Here is a 14,807-nt window from a genome sequence, read left to right as displayed (position 1 = left end):
AGCACCTCCCTGCGGCAAATCCGCATCGGGGTTAATAATAAGGACGGCTTCCGGCCGGGGGCCGGAAGCGCCCTTCTGGTAAAACTCAGATTGTTTCATCCTTCAAGGACATTTCAAATTAATGGAATGGCCAGAAGATCGGGATGATGATAACGCAGGCAACCCAGGAAATCAGGCAGAGCGGAACACCAACTTTTACATAATCGTTGAATGTAAAGTTACCAGGTCCAAGGACGAGTGTGTTTGGCGGAGTAGCCATTGGTGTTGCGTAAGCCATGGAAGCTGCGATACCAAGTGCCATCAGTACAGGTCTCGGATCGCATCCGATGGACTGTGCGATGGAGATACCGATTGGTGCAAGCAGAGCTGCAGCAGCGGTATTGGACATGAACTGTGTCAGAACGTTGGAGATCAGGAACAGTACAGCGGTCAGGAGGTACGGGTTCGGGTTTGCGCCCATTGCGCCGACAACGGTGTCAGCGATCAGTTTGCCTGCGCCGGTCTTTTCCATAGCATCAGCTACAGCGAGCATACCAGCGAACAGGAAAATTGTTACCCAGTCGATACCAGCATAAGCTTCTTTTTCTTTGAGGCAGCCGGTGATGACGCAGAGGATTGCGCCGGTTACTGCTGCGGTCTGCAGCGGAACGGTCGGGAGTTCAAGAGCCATGCAGACTACAACGCCCAGCATGATCAGACCAGAAATCCACATCTTTGTCTTGCTCTTTGGAGCCTTATCGTCAGAAGCACCTGCTTCTTCCTTAGCAGCCTGAACTGCTTCTTCGTCCATTTCGCCAGCATTGTGAGCCGGGAGCATATGGCGGCCAATGGTTACCATCCAAACCAGAATGATGATGGACAGCGGAATGCCGATGTATGCGAATTCGAAGAAACCGAAGGTCGGGAGTCCTGCAGCGGACAGTGCGCCGGTAACGATAACGTTTGGCGGGGTACCGATCATGGTGATGGTGCCGCCGACGTTAGCAGCGATTGCCAGAGGCATTAATTCCTTGGAAGCAGATACCTTTGCAGCCTGGCAGATACCAATAACGACTGGCATCAGGCAGGCAACGGTACCGGTGTTGGAAGAAACAGAGGACATAGCGATGGTTACAAGCATAATAGCGGTCATCAGACGGATTTCGCTTGTTCCTGCTTTCTTAACAACGGCAACGCCGATTGCTTCTGCAAGGCCGGTTCTGAACATAGCAGCACCGATGACGAACATACCGCCGAAGAGTACGACGGTGGAGTTGGACAGACCTGCATATACCTGTTTAGCAGGAAGAACGCCCAGAATACCGAGAACGGTACAAGCTGCCATAGCTGTGACTGCCAGCGGAATCAGTTCGGTAACGAACAGGAATGCTGCAACCGCCAGGACACACAGTGTGATAATGGCTGGATCCATAATTTTCACCTTCCTTAGTGATGATTCTTTGACCGGCTTCCCAACCGGTGCGGGAGGATGCTCGTCAAAGAATGTTTCCGGAAGATTTTTGGAGACTCATATAAAATTGTTTGATAAAAATAGCTTGAATCGAATGAATCCCGAAATAATTTCCGGAAAACGACTCCCCTGAAGAACCTGCTATCCTCCTTTCTAAAATGGTCCCGGGGTCGAACCCTTATCTATGGATTTTCAGTTGCAATCCATAGGCACCTATGGATAATTCTAAGCACGGGATACCCTTTTTTCAAGCTGTATACAAAACCTAGAAACCCCTGTATTTACCGCGTTTATTTTGCATTTTAAAATTGATTATGACATATTTTGTCACACTTCCTTATTTGCGCAGTATTTCTATTTGCTTTTACATCCTGACTAAATGCAAAATGCCGTTATTGGCCAGAAATCCCGTCATTCTCGAATTGCATAGTATACTATCTTTATATTTACGGATATTTTGCAGCGGTATTTCTGCAAATTCATTATGTATACTATGTAATTTTAAGTACCATTTAACTATTACACAGTATGCATATCTAAATGAATGCCTATCAACATTTACGATAAAGGCTTATAAGCGTTGTTTATATAGCGGTGATATCTCAGGAAATCCCTGTATTTACCGATTTTATTCATGTTCCTGAATCTGCACTTGCCTGTCATTATTTACAGCTTTCTTTTTTATAGAAGGTATACTATTTGTTCCATTTTTTCGCATTTTGATATACTTCCCTTTCCTGGCCTTATCCTGTCCTCTTTATTTCCTTTTTTCCCTGCCGTAAGCCCCGGATCGCACAAAAAGACGCGCCTCCGAAGAGACGCGTCTTTTCAATTCGTTTGATCTTACGATCAGCCTCCGAACTGTGCGAGCATGGTGCCTGCAGCAACTGCAGTACCGATAACGCCTGCTACGTTCGGGCCCATTGCCTGCATCAGCAGGTAGTTGGACGGGTTATCCTTCAGACCTACAACCTGGGAAACACGAGCTGCCATTGGAACTGCAGATACGCCCGCGGAACCGATCAGCGGGTTTACCTTGTTGCCAGATGCGATTCTCATGATCTGGCCGAACAGTACGCCGCCAGCGGTGCCAGCTGCGAATGCGATCAGGCCGAGAACGATGATTTCGATGGTCTGGATACGAAGGAACTTGTCGCCGGTCATGGTCAGGCCTGTGCCGGTTGCAAGGAAAATGGTAACGATGTTGCACAGTGCGTTCTGAGCGGTATCGGACAGACGAGCGGTAACACCGGAAACTTCAAACAGGTTGCCGAGGCAGAGGCATCCCATCAGGGCTGCTACTGGCGGCAGAAGCAGGGAAACTACGATAGCAACGACGATCGGGAATGCAACCTTTTCGAAGTGAGTTACAGGACGAAGGTTGACCATCTTAATGGAGCGCTGTGCTTTTGTGGTGCAGAGCTTCATGATCGGCGGCTGAATCAGCGGAACCAGAGACATGTAAGAGTAAGCGGCAACTGCGATAGCACCCAAGAGGTGTGGAGCCAGTTTAGTTGTCAGATAAATAGCGGTCGGGCCGTCAGCACCACCGATGATACCGATGGAAGCTGCTTCCTGAACGTTGAAGCCGAGCATCATAGCGCCGGCCAGAGCGACGAATACGCCGATCTGAGCAGCTGCGCCCAGAAGAACCGTCTTCGGGTTAGCGATAAGCGGACCAAAGTCCGTCATGGCACCTACGCCCATGAAAATCAGCGGCGGGAAAATTTCATACTTAATACCAAATCCAATGGCCATCATAACGCCCATATCGGTTTCAAAGCCGGTGTTCGGGAAGTTAGCCATAATATCGCCGAATGCGATTGGCAGAAGCAGAAGAGGTTCATATTCTTTTGCGATTGCCAGGTACAGCAGGACAAGTCCTACCAGAATCATAACCACGTTTTCCCAGGTCAGAGCGGCAAAGCCGGAGTCTGTCCATACGGAAACGAGTGCTCTCATAAAGCCATCCATATTTGTATCCTCCTATTAATATAGTTATTGAATTATTTCTTCTTGTTCTTGGTTGGGTCGATGACGTGAATCAGCTGAATGACGAAAGCCAGGAAAATCAGAACTGCGAATACAATAACCATGTTGGTGATACAAACGGAAAGTGGGCTTGGAGTTGCCATGTATTAATCCACCTTTCTATCTGCGAGAAACTCTCGTTCGAGAGTAAAAATAAGGAGCCTCTTCCGGCCAGGCCGGAAGAGATCCTCATCATTGATATGTTGCTTAATCGTTTAATCGTTCCAGCCGATTAATGGAATGGCCAGAAGATCGGGATGATGACTACGCAAGCTACCCAGGAAAGCAAGCACATCGGAACGCCGACTTTTACATAATCGTTAAATGTAAAGTTGCCAGGTCCAAGTACCAGGGTGTTTGGCGGAGTAGCCATTGGTGTTGCGAATGCCATGGAAGCTGCGATACCAAGTGCCATCAGTACTGGTTTCGGATCGCATCCTACTTCCTGAGCGATGGAAATACCGATCGGTGCCAGGAGTGCTGCAGATGCAGTGTTGGACATGAACTGTGTCAGGATATTGGAAATCAGGAACAGTACAGCGGTCAGGACGTACGGGTTCGGGTTGGATCCCATCATACCTACGACAGTATCAGCGATCAGTTTGCCTGCGCCGGTCTTATCCATTGCTGTTGCAACGGAAAGCATACCTGCGAACAGGAAGATTGTTACCCAGTCGATGCCTGCATATGCTTCTTTTTCTTTCAGGCAGCCTGTGATGACGCAGAGGATTGCGCCGGTAACTGCTGCGGTGTGCAGCGGGAGGTTCTTAAGACCAAGAGCCATAGCCAGAACGACGCCGATCAGGATCAGGCCGGAAATCCACATCTTTGTTTTGCTCTTCGGAGCATCTCCAGCGGAGCCTGCTTCTTCTTTAGCTGCTTTGACAGCTTCTTCATCCATGTCGCCTGCGTTATGAACCGGCAGAAAGTGACGGCCAACGAACAGGGTGTAGAGAAGGATGATGATGGACAGCGGAATACCGATCTTAGCGAATTCGAAGAATCCGAATGTCGGGAGTCCTGCTGCAGCCAGAGCGCCGGTAACGATGACGTTTGGCGGGGTACCGATCATGGTGATGGTACCGCCGACGTTAGCAGCGATAGCCAGAGGCATCAATTCTTTGGATGCCGGGATTTTAGCTGCCTGGCAGATACCGATGATAACTGGCATCAAGCAAGCAACTGTACCGGTGTTGGACGATACGGAGGACAGTACGATGGTGACGAGCATGATTGCGCCCATCAGACGAATTTCGCCTGTACCTGCCTTCTTAACTACTGCAACGCCGATTGCTTCAGCGAGGCCAGTTTTGAACATAGCTGCGCCGATAACGAACATACCACCGAAAAGTACGACGGTGGAATTGGAGAGACCTGCATAGACCTGCTTGGACGGAAGTACGCCCAGAATGCCCAGTGCGGTACAAGCTGCCATTGCTGTGACAGCCAGAGGGATCAGCTCGGTTACGAAAAGGAATGCTGCCACTGCGAGTACACACAGGGTGGTTATAGCTGGATCCATGAATGTTCACCTTCCTTATTCATTTTTCATTCCACGGGCTTTCCTTGGGTGCTTTGGAAAGCGGAATTGGAAGAATTTCCCGGAAGAGTGTGGGATTCATATATATGATTGATAATAGCTGGATAGATAGATGAATCCTTCTGTTTCCCCCGGAAACTGAAATAGCTCCTTGGAAACCTGCTATCCTCCTTTCTGACGACCCGGAGCAGGTCCTGGATTTGTACCGGATTTCCCCCTCCGGCACATGCACCTGAACCCATTGTATATATGGGAAACAATTTTTTCAAACTCGCTTTCCCTCGTTTCAATCGTTTTCTAATCGTTTCTGTTATACTTACGTTATATTTAGTTTATAATTAATCCCATTCCATTTATAAACTTTGCTAATCATTCCTATCTCATCTCTATGTATTCACTTTGCGCATCATTGAGCGTATCTGTCGTATACTATGCAATAAAATATAGGTATCTATATCTTAGGATGCTATATAATTGCTAAGCATTTCCATCTTATACTTTCTATTTTCCTGAAATCAGATTGAATATTTTCATTTCATAGCTATCTATTTATTAATTCGGCTAGTGATAATAATTATCATCAAAATCGTTCTCAGTAAAAACGTCGCAATCTATGCAAAGTTGACAATAAAAGTGACAAAAACCGTCAAAATCTAAAAAATTATTAGAAATAAAAATCCGCGGAAATCGGAGACGGAAGTCTCTTCTTTCTGCGGATTTCGTTATAAGCGATATGCTTTTATGCGATAAGACCGAAGAATTCCAGTCTTAGCCTCCGAACTGTGCGAGCATGGTGCCGGCTGCTACTGCAGTACCGATAACGCCTGCTACGTTCGGGCCCATTGCCTGCATCAGCAGGTAGTTGGACGGGTTATCCTTCAGACCTACAACCTGGGAAACACGAGCTGCCATCGGAACTGCAGATACGCCCGCGGAACCGATCAGCGGGTTTACCTTGTTGCCAGATGCGATTCTCATGATCTGGCCGAAGAGGACGCCGCCAGCGGTGCCAGCTGCGAATGCGATCAGGCCGAGAACGATGATTTCGATGGTCTGGATACGAAGGAACTTGTCGCCGGTCATGGTCAGGCCTGTGCCGGTTGCAAGGAAAATGGTAACGATGTTGCACAGTGCGTTCTGAGCGGTATCGGACAGACGAGCGGTAACACCGGAAACTTCAAACAGGTTGCCGAGGCAGAGGCATCCCATCAGGGCTGCTACTGGCGGCAGAAGCAGGGAAACTACGATAGCAACGACGATCGGGAATGCAACTTTTTCGAAGTGGGTTACAGGACGAAGGTTGACCATGCGGATCTGACGCTGTTCTTTGGTGGTGCAAAGTTTCATGATCGGTGGCTGAATCAGCGGAACCAGGGACATGTAAGAGTAAGCGGCAACTGCGATAGCACCCAAGAGGTGTGGAGCCAGTTTAGTTGTCAGGTAAATAGCGGTCGGGCCATCAGCGCCGCCGATGATGCCGATGGAAGCTGCTTCCTGGACATTGAAGCCGAGGAGCATAGCGCCTGCAAGGGCTACGAATACGCCGATCTGAGCTGCAGCGCCCAGAAAAACCATTTTCGGGTTAGCGATAAGCGGACCAAAGTCCGTCATGGCACCTACGCCCATGAAAATCAGCGGCGGGAAAATTTCATACTTAATACCAAATCCAATGGCCATCATAACGCCCATATCGGTTTCAAAGCCGGTGTTCGGGAAGTTAGCCATAATATCGCCGAATGCGATTGGCAGAAGCAGAAGAGGTTCATATTCTTTTGCAATTGCCAGGTACAGCAGGACAAGTCCTACTAAAATCATAACAATGTTTTCCCAGGTCAGAGAGGCAAAGCCAGAGTCTGTCCATACGGAAGCAAGTGCTCTCATAAAGCCGTCCATATTTAGTATCCTCCTATTTGATTATTTTTTCTTTGCCTTTGTCGGGTCAATAACATGAATGAGCTGGATAACGAACGCCAGGAAAATCAGAACGGCGAACACGATTACCATGTTGGTGAGACAAATGGAAAGCGGGCTTGGAGTTGCCATGTATTAATCCACCTTTCTACGATAAGGCATCTAAGGATGCCCGCGGCAGAGCCGCTTAAAACAAGGAAGGAGGGATTCGGGAAAATCCGGACCCCTCCTTCGTCAGATGCAGAAGCATCTTGCCCTTCAAGGACGATTCACAATTAATGAAATGGCCACATGATCGGGATGATGATAACGCTGACTACAAGAGACAGCACGCACATCGGAACGCCGACTTTGACGTAGTCATTGAAGGAGAATCCGCCAGGTCCGAGGACGAGGGTGTTTGGCGGAGTAGCCATTGGTGTGGCGAATGCGCAGGATGCCGCAATGCCGAGTGCCATCAGAACCGGTTTCGGATCGACGCCGATGGACTGTGCAATGGAAATTCCGATCGGAGCGAGGAGCGCTGCGGATGCGGTGTTGGACATGAACTGCGTGAGAATGTTGGAAATCAGGAACAGTACTGTTGTCAGGACATACGGGTTCGGGTTTGCGCCCATCATACCTACGACGGTATCAGCAATCAGTTTGCCTGCGCCGGTCTTGTCCATTGCGGTTGCAACGGAAAGCATGCCTGCGAACAGGAAAATGGTTACCCAGTCAATACCTGCATATGCTTCTTTTTCCTTGAGGCATCCGGTAATGACGCAGAGAATAGCGCCGGTAACGGCAGCGGTGTGGAGCGGCAGGTTCTTGAGACCAAGAGCCATAGCCAGAACGACGCCGATCAGGATCAGGCCGGAAATCCACATCTTTGTTTTGCTCTTCGGAGCATCTCCGCCTGCGCCTGCCTCTTCCTTAGCAGCCTTCACTGCTTCTTCGTCCATCTGGCCTGCGGATTTTTCCGGCAGGAAGTGACGGCCTACGAAGAGTGTGTAGAGGAGAATGATGATGGAGAGCGGCACACCGATCTTAGCGAATTCGAAGAATCCGAAGGTCGGGAGTCCTGCTGCTGCGAGGGCGCCGGTAACGATGACGTTTGGCGGGGTACCGATCATGGTGATCGTGCCGCCGACGTTAGCAGCGATAGCCAGAGGCATGAGTTCCTTGGATGCCGGAATCTTAGCTGCCTGGCAGATGCCTACGATAACCGGCATCAGGCAAGCTACGGTACCAGTGTTGGAGGATAGGGAGGAGAGAACGATCGTGACGAGCATGATAGCTGCCATGAGCGGAATCTCATTCGTTCCTGCCTTCTTGACGACGGCTACGCCGATTGCTTCGGCAAGGCCTGTCTTGAACATAGCCGCGCCGATGACGAACATGCCGCCGAAGAGTACGACTGTGGAGTTTGAGAGTCCCGCATATACCTGTTTAGACGGAAGTACTCCCAGAATGCCCAGTGCGGTACAAGCTGCCATAGCTGTGACAGCCAGCGGAATCAGTTCGGTGACGAACAGGAATGCTGCAACCGCAAGCACACATAGTGTGATAATCGCTGGATCCATAAAAACCACCTTTCTTATTGTTATTCTTGTTTTCAAAGAATGCCTGCCGCTTTTTGCGGCCAAGAGTATTTTCCAGAAAAGTGAAGAGGTCCATGCTCTAATCCATCTAACTCATTAAGTAACTGATTTAAGAAATTAATATTGCAGAACGCGGATCTTGATGAGCCCCCTCATAATTCTGGAAACCAACCGGACTGCTATCCTCCTTTTTCTACGTCCCGGGTTCCCGGCCGGGTCCGCCTTGAAGTACGCTCCCCTGTGAAGCGTCTGAGTTAATGGTACAAGAAAAGCACGGAATTTACAAAAAAACATAGTACTTTTACCGTTTTTTAGGTATGTGTACTATGTTTATGCATTTTATCTTCGTTTATCTCGCTGAATCTCAACGGATATTTTCGGCTCGATGACTTTCACTCACTTATCAATTTATTTGATACATAACTTAAAATCTAACCTATACGCCCGATTAATAGCTTTTTCATGCAAAAATCTCTCATTTCTAATAGGAAAACATCTTTTGGCCGTTAACTTTTGTCAGCCCTAAACAAAGAATAGTTTGTATACGATACTTCTTGGAAAAATCCGCTCATTTCATGGTTTCTCTATAATTACCAATAGATTTATTTTATAAAAGATTTTTCCGATTTTTCCTTATTTTTGTTGCGAATGGCAAACAATTCCTATCTTTCATGACAGATTTCCATCATTTTTTATCATGAATCGCTTCGGATATCGACGGATTTCATCCGCTTTCATGCTTTCTTTCATTTTTGCCCCTGAGAGCGCCTCTAAAGCGCGTTTCTATTTCGTCGTCCTTCTTTCCCGCGCAATATCAGCAAATCGCTCTGAGTCCCTAAATTTTGCGTTTTTCGCGAAATCTGAGTGGGGCCGCGCCTCTGCGTCAAGGAAGCTGCAAATGCAGTCATGTTTACAGTCCCTCCTTCAGGAAGCATTCAGCACGGGGATTCCGGCATAGGTGCCCGGCGTTATCTGAAACCAGGAAAACAGAGGCAAGGCTTGTGGAATCGAAACACTTTCGGCGCAAGAGGAAGTGCTTTCCTGTCAGGGAAGGCGAGTGCTCGCTAATACTCGTAGAAAATGCACCTCTTTCGGCCCGTACAGGACCATTGAGCCAGTACCGATATTAATATAGAGTCAATCAGTATACGGTCCACTTTCTCCTAACGGAGACAGCTTCATGCGGAATAAAAGAAAAAGCTCAGTTCTTATTTGTTTGAAACCTTTCGTAAATCCCTCCTACCCCCCTTTCGTCGCCTGACGGCGCCACTTCCCTCCGTCGGGGGGCAGCCAGCCCGGCATCTGAGGAAAGGCTGTATCCATCAAGCGCCCTGTCCGCTTCAGCAGGTTTAAGGCGGCCTTCGACCTTCTTCCCGCGCAATCTCTGCAAATCGCTCTGAGACCCCGATTTTTGCGTTTCTCGCGAAATCTGAGCGGAGTCACGGCCGCTTTCGTGCATCAAAAAAGGGGATGTGACAAAATTCATCCCAACAAAAAAGGCTCTGCCCCGGATCATTTGGTCCGGGGCAGAGCCTTTCGTGTTATAATTTTTTACAATGAAAAATAACAACACTAGCAATCATTTTACCGCAGAACAAGGCATTTTGCCAATGTTTCCCTCTGAGATTCTCAATGTCGATGATCCTGTTTTAATGTATGACAGATTTATGGAGGAAATCGATCTTAAAAAGTACCTTCGTTACATACCGACGCGTGGCGCTGGCAGACCCAGGTATAATCCCGTCAACATGCTGAAAACGATCATCTATGGTTTCGCAGAAGAAGGATATTGCTCTTTTAGAAAACTTGAAGATAATTGCAGGGTTAATATCAGATATATGTACCTGATGAATTATGAAGCCCCATCCTATCGGACATTCTGTCATTTCGTGAAGGGCTTTCTTAAGTATTCTCTCAAGGATATCTTTTATTCAATTACGAAAGAACTCTGCGGCAAACTCAACGTGGATTTGCAGCATATATATATTGACGGTTCCAAGTTTGAAGCGAACGCAAATAAATACAGCTGGGTATGGAAGAAATCCGCTGAAAAATCCCGCTACAAGCATTTTGCCAAGATTACCAGCCTTTTTGAGTTACTCAATGATGATCTTAAGTATGACCATATGAGTGTAAACATCAATACAGAATACGCTCCGGACTATCTGCGTCTGGTATTGGATAAATTAAAAGAAATCTGGCAGATTGATGAGACGGCCTTTGTTCATGGAAGCGGGCATCGCAAGTCCGATCATCAACGCAAGTATGAGCAGCTTAAGGCATATACATCAAAACTTGAAGAATATGTTGAGAAGATACAGATATGCGGTACTTCCAGAAACAGTTATTCGAAGACCGATACGGATGCAACATTCATGCGAATCAAGTCGGACTACATGGGAAATGATCAGCTTCTGCCTGCATACAATGTCCAAATAGGTGTTGCCGATGAATTTATTGCCGTAATTGATGTTAACCAGTATCGTTCAGATATGGATTGCTTCGTACCGCTGATGGAGGAATTCCACGAAGTCTATGGGGCTTATCCTAAGTATCCTGTGGCAGATGCAGGATATGGATCTTTCAACAATTACATCTATTGCGAGCAGCACGGTATGGAAAAGTATATGAAATTCCCCATGTACAAGAAAGAAACGAAAGACAAGAAATACCATACCAATCCGTTTCGGCCAATAAACTTTAGAGTTGATGAGAATGGAACCATCCGTTGTCCAAATGACAGGGCTTTCAAATTTATCTATAGACATCTGGTCAGAGGGAACTTATACGGCAGGCAGGAGGAAGTATTTGAATGCGAAGACTGCCAAGGATGCCCGCTGGCAGAGCAATGTAAAAAGACCCCGAAGAACAAAAGAATCTCATTGAGCAGAGAACGGAATAACATGTACCAGGAGGTTCAGGATAATCTGGAAAGCATCCATGGAGCCCTGCTAAGAATGAACCGGTCAATCCAGGCTGAAGGAACTTTTGGAATCATGAAACATGACAGATGGTACAAAAGAATCGTCAGAAAAGGGATAGATTCTGTAAAAGCCGAGTTATACCTGGTAGCACTTGGCTATAATTTAAGGAAATACATCACAAAAATAATGCGTATAAGGATTGCCGCCTAAGACAATATAATTAAAAGTCTTATGGGGGTAAGGGGGCTTACGCGCATTTTTACGTAAAAGGCTTACAGCAGAGCTAAAAATGATGAAATAAAGACGCAAAAAAGAGGCTGCAACAAAATGATTAACCATTTTGTCACAGCCCCCTTTAACCTTGCCCTGGAAGGGAAGACCTGCTACACAAGAACAAGCCCCAATTTTAATTTTTTGGTATTTTTTGAATTTCTTATAGAATTTCTTGTCGGATTTCCTGACTGATCCTAACTGATTAGATTTTGGAGTTTGGCCGACTAATTCATTGCACTACGAAAAAGCCGATCTCACACTCGGCTTTTTCCGCTTTTCTTCACTTGTTTGCCTTATTTACGCAGCAAGGCCTAAGTCGCGATACAAATGCATCACCCGGCCGTAGTATATTCGTAAAAACTTAGCCATTCCTGCTACTTTTGCTACTTTTTTATACTTTCCTTCTGCCTCTTTCTTCTTTATGAACCTATATACTGCATCATCTTTGGGGATTTTATGCATAACTAACGACATCATTACTTGATACAATACTTTCCGCAGCCGCGCAGGACCTTTCTTTACTATGTAATTCTGCGAGGCTCGGAATTTCCCTGATTCATGTATTGATGGGGTCAGGCCTGCAAAGCAGATCAGAGAATGCTTGTTTTTAAAGCGTCTCACATCTCCGATCTGGGCAATAAGCGCTACTCTGGTAACTCTTCCGACTCCGCCCATCTCGCCGACGAGTTCATATTCCGGCAGATCCTTGGCTATATCTTCCATTCGTGTTAAACTAGCCATAAGAGCCTCGTCGGCTCTTCTCAGTAATCCGACATACCACATGCTGGTTTCTCTAACAATTGGATTATTGGGGATGGAAGGGATACCATTCTTTGCTTGAGCGTAGATCGTCGCTGCTTTACTCTCATTGGAACGGTATCCTTTTTCTTTTGCCCATTCGCGATAAGATGCGACAAATTCTGCTTCCGATTTAGCAATAATATCCTCAATGTGGCAATACCTTTCCAGGAAATCCAGCAGTTTGTCTTTACCGCTGTTTATGTCGAATCCTCCGAAAAGATCGAAGATTCCTGGCATGGTCTGCTCCAATTGACTTTGCAGCTGGAGAAGGATGCGGCTTCTTTCCTCCGAAAAGTTAAGATAAGCATCGCAGAGTCTCTTCAAGAGGAAATACTTATCTCCATTAAGATCGAATTGCGGTAACTTTGCCCAATAAGCGATTCCATATCTGGCAATATTCGTGGAGTCGATGGAGTCTGTCTTTGTGTGTCTGAAGTTCTCTGCCTTATTAAAATTAGCAACCTTCAGAGCGTTGACGACAGATACAAAAATCCCATTCTGCTGCAAGAAATAGGCTATCGACAGGTGATAGACGCCTGTTGATTCCATGACGACTTTTATCTCGTCATACTTTGCTTGTACCCGAATTTCATCGACCAGAGGCTGAAGTTCCTCTTTTGTGTGCTTAACATCAAAGGGCCTGCGGATGATCTTGTCGCCAGGCGCCATGAAACACACCGTACTTTTTCTCTTGGATACATCAATACCTACACAGATCATAAGTGACCTCCTATAAAAGATATTTGTAGTTGGTAGACGCTAATCCTTCACACACTTATTACCACTCAAACTAGTTTTTTACACGAACACGGAGATAAACCTGCCTAACGCGAGCACACATAATAAGGGGAAGGCTGACCCTCTTCCCTACGTCCAGTAAACGGACCGGGGGACCGCCGTCAAGCCATCTACTTCCCTAATTATATGCAATAAGTGCAGCGGATAGGAGCGACCTATCTACTACACTTCTATTGTACTAGGTGGGCCGTATACCAGTTGGTATAGAAGTGATTCATGATAATGACATAAGTCTTAGTGTACGGGTCGGATGAGTTGCATTTCCTCAGCCGTAGGTATATAAGTTCAAGACAAATTAGAACTGATTTCTTATATTTCACATCGCAGAACTGTCCCCGGAGGGGAAAGTGCCCAGCCTATCACTTTTCTGTTGCTGGGAGAAAGAGTTGCATTTTCTAAGAAGGCGAAGCATCATCGCCTATGGTTTTCAGATAACACAGGCCTATATTTATGTCAGATAATCCTCCAATGGAATATTCCAATAGAAAAAGGGCTGTGACAAAATGTTTGCACACTTTGTCACAGCCCTCATTTGTTTTTTACTTCGTCTCTTTTGCTTCTGTTTCTTTCTTGGCCGGTTCTTCCTTGGCGGTTTCTTCCGGCGCTTTTTCCTTTGCGTCGCTGGTAGCAATGCCTTTCTTTCTGGCAGCTTCCAATGTATCGGTTCTGGTGCCGTCCTTGAGTTCGACTTCTTCGCCGTGGAAGTCTTCGCCGTGGAAGTCTTCGCCTGTCAGTTCGTCAGCGCGGCCGCCCATTTCGGTGCCCTTCTGGCGGAGCTGCTTGATGCCTTCTTCGAAGTCCATTTCCGGATGTTCCTTGAAGTAGCCCTGTTCACGGAGTTTCTTTTCCATGCCTTTATAGGTAAAGGTGACGACTTCTTCCTGCGGGATGCGGATCTGGCCGGGCATTCTCTTTTCGAATTCCTTCCAGAATTCTTCAGAGGCTTTCATGAGGACGCGGCCGACTTTCTGGGTGCTTCCGATATCGTAGAGGAGGGACCAGATCGGACGGTTGTCCATCTTTGCGTATTCATGGAATGTATAGCGGTAGGTGACCGGCTTCATGAGCTGGTTCTTGAAGTGGTGCACGCCGTAGATTTCATCATAAGGAATGATGATTTCCTTCTTGTGGCCTACGCCGGTCTTCAGCATGTAGAGCCCATCATCTTCCAGGCGGTAAACGGTCTTGGTGAGGACGGTATCGAGCAACCACCAGAGGATGGCAATCTGCATGCCGATATCAATGACAGGAACGCGGCCGTGGACGATGCCCCAGTAGCCGGTCCAGCATACGTAGGCTGCCCAGAGGATGAATCCTAACACTGCAGGAATCATATAGGGTTTGTAAAAATAGGAATGGTCGACGAAATCTTTCGGGGATCCAGTCTGTGTAATCTTATTTGCCATGCTTCATACTCCTTTTGAGCAGCAATAAAGGGAAATCAATGCATTGATTATAACATACGGACATCTGCAGAAGCGGGAAGCCCGCATGCA

General features: G+C 47.0%; 11 protein-coding genes. 1 reads left to right on the top strand and 10 read right to left on the bottom strand.

The window, feature by feature from the left end; all coding sequences use genetic code 11:
• Positions 1-118: 118 nt before the first annotated feature.
• The 8 genes from Dia5BBH33_RS00335 to Dia5BBH33_RS00300 all read right to left on the bottom strand — a co-directional run bounded on the left by Dia5BBH33_RS00335 (position 119) and on the right by Dia5BBH33_RS00300 (position 10,001).
• Positions 119-1,411, bottom strand: a complete 1,293-nt coding sequence (locus Dia5BBH33_RS00335) for an SLC13 family permease (protein WP_143332115.1) — start codon at positions 1,409-1,411, stop codon at positions 119-121.
• Positions 1,412-2,299: 888 nt separating this feature from the next.
• Positions 2,300-3,424, bottom strand: coding sequence for a sodium ion-translocating decarboxylase subunit beta (locus Dia5BBH33_RS00330; protein ID WP_108850162.1), 1,125 nt, complete (start codon positions 3,422-3,424; stop codon positions 2,300-2,302).
• 32 nt (positions 3,425-3,456) lie between these two features.
• Positions 3,457-3,585 carry an OadG family protein gene (locus tag Dia5BBH33_RS00325; RefSeq protein WP_108850171.1) on the bottom strand — a complete coding sequence of 43 codons (129 nt, stop codon included), beginning with the start codon at positions 3,583-3,585 and terminating at the stop codon, positions 3,457-3,459.
• A 128-nt stretch (positions 3,586-3,713) separates the two neighbouring features.
• Complete coding sequence (locus tag Dia5BBH33_RS00320) at positions 3,714-5,003, bottom strand: SLC13 family permease (RefSeq protein WP_143332114.1); 1,290 nt, start codon at positions 5,001-5,003, stop codon at positions 3,714-3,716.
• 786 nt (positions 5,004-5,789) lie between these two features.
• Positions 5,790-6,914, bottom strand: a complete 1,125-nt coding sequence (locus tag Dia5BBH33_RS00315; protein WP_143332113.1) for a sodium ion-translocating decarboxylase subunit beta — start codon at positions 6,912-6,914, stop codon at positions 5,790-5,792.
• 21 nt (positions 6,915-6,935) lie between these two features.
• A complete protein-coding gene (locus Dia5BBH33_RS00310) occupies positions 6,936-7,064 on the bottom strand; it encodes an OadG family protein (RefSeq protein WP_022383220.1) in 129 nt (42 codons plus the stop codon).
• 143 nt (positions 7,065-7,207) lie between these two features.
• A complete protein-coding gene (locus Dia5BBH33_RS00305) occupies positions 7,208-8,497 on the bottom strand; it encodes an SLC13 family permease (RefSeq protein ID WP_143332112.1) in 1,290 nt (429 codons plus the stop codon).
• Between the two features lie 1,219 nt (positions 8,498-9,716).
• Positions 9,717-10,001, bottom strand: a complete 285-nt coding sequence (locus tag Dia5BBH33_RS00300) for a hypothetical protein (protein ID WP_143332111.1) — start codon at positions 9,999-10,001, stop codon at positions 9,717-9,719.
• 70 nt (positions 10,002-10,071) lie between these two features.
• Between Dia5BBH33_RS00300 and Dia5BBH33_RS00295 the strand changes: the two genes are divergently transcribed.
• Positions 10,072-11,649: an IS1182 family transposase gene (locus Dia5BBH33_RS00295; protein ID WP_143332110.1), complete on the top strand. Its 1,578-nt coding sequence runs from the start codon at positions 10,072-10,074 to the stop codon at positions 11,647-11,649.
• A 360-nt stretch (positions 11,650-12,009) separates the two neighbouring features.
• Here Dia5BBH33_RS00295 and Dia5BBH33_RS00290 read toward each other — a convergent pair whose 3' ends face one another.
• Together Dia5BBH33_RS00290 and Dia5BBH33_RS00285 are read right to left on the bottom strand one after the other, a co-directional pair.
• Positions 12,010-13,233, bottom strand: coding sequence for an IS110 family RNA-guided transposase (locus Dia5BBH33_RS00290; protein WP_143332109.1), 1,224 nt, complete (start codon positions 13,231-13,233; stop codon positions 12,010-12,012).
• A gap of 617 nt (positions 13,234-13,850) precedes the next feature.
• On the bottom strand, positions 13,851-14,717 hold the full coding sequence (locus Dia5BBH33_RS00285) for a hypothetical protein (protein WP_143332108.1): 867 nt from the start codon (positions 14,715-14,717) through the stop codon (positions 13,851-13,853).
• Positions 14,718-14,807: the final 90 nt, after the last annotated feature.

Origin of the sequence: Dialister hominis (assembly GCF_007164725.1) — a bacterium.
GTDB lineage: Bacteria > Bacillota > Negativicutes > Veillonellales > Dialisteraceae > Dialister > Dialister hominis.
The sequence above is the reverse complement of the archived record's forward strand: the minus strand, read 5'-3'. Positions and strand labels throughout refer to the sequence as shown.

What these genes read in the sequence shown, in the direction of transcription:
- Dia5BBH33_RS00285 (WP_143332108.1), bottom strand. Translation starts at nt 14,717, where the DNA reads ATGGCAAATAAGATTACACAGACTGGATCCCCGAAAGATTTCGTCGAC.
- Dia5BBH33_RS00335 (WP_143332115.1), bottom strand. Translation starts at nt 1,411, where the DNA reads ATGGATCCAGCCATTATCACACTGTGTGTCCTGGCGGTTGCAGCATTC.
- Dia5BBH33_RS00290 (WP_143332109.1), bottom strand. Translation starts at nt 13,233, where the DNA reads ATGATCTGTGTAGGTATTGATGTATCCAAGAGAAAAAGTACGGTGTGT.
- Dia5BBH33_RS00315 (WP_143332113.1), bottom strand. Translation starts at nt 6,914, where the DNA reads ATGGACGGCTTTATGAGAGCACTTGCTTCCGTATGGACAGACTCTGGC.
- Dia5BBH33_RS00320 (WP_143332114.1), bottom strand. Translation starts at nt 5,003, where the DNA reads ATGGATCCAGCTATAACCACCCTGTGTGTACTCGCAGTGGCAGCATTC.
- Dia5BBH33_RS00310 (WP_022383220.1), bottom strand. Translation starts at nt 7,064, where the DNA reads ATGGCAACTCCAAGCCCGCTTTCCATTTGTCTCACCAACATGGTAATC.
- Dia5BBH33_RS00325 (WP_108850171.1), bottom strand. Translation starts at nt 3,585, where the DNA reads ATGGCAACTCCAAGCCCACTTTCCGTTTGTATCACCAACATGGTTATT.
- Dia5BBH33_RS00305 (WP_143332112.1), bottom strand. Translation starts at nt 8,497, where the DNA reads ATGGATCCAGCGATTATCACACTATGTGTGCTTGCGGTTGCAGCATTC.
- Dia5BBH33_RS00295 (WP_143332110.1), top strand. Translation starts at nt 10,072, where the DNA reads ATGAAAAATAACAACACTAGCAATCATTTTACCGCAGAACAAGGCATT.
- Dia5BBH33_RS00300 (WP_143332111.1), bottom strand. Translation starts at nt 10,001, where the DNA reads ATGAATTTTGTCACATCCCCTTTTTTGATGCACGAAAGCGGCCGTGAC.
- Dia5BBH33_RS00330 (WP_108850162.1), bottom strand. Translation starts at nt 3,424, where the DNA reads ATGGATGGCTTTATGAGAGCACTCGTTTCCGTATGGACAGACTCCGGC.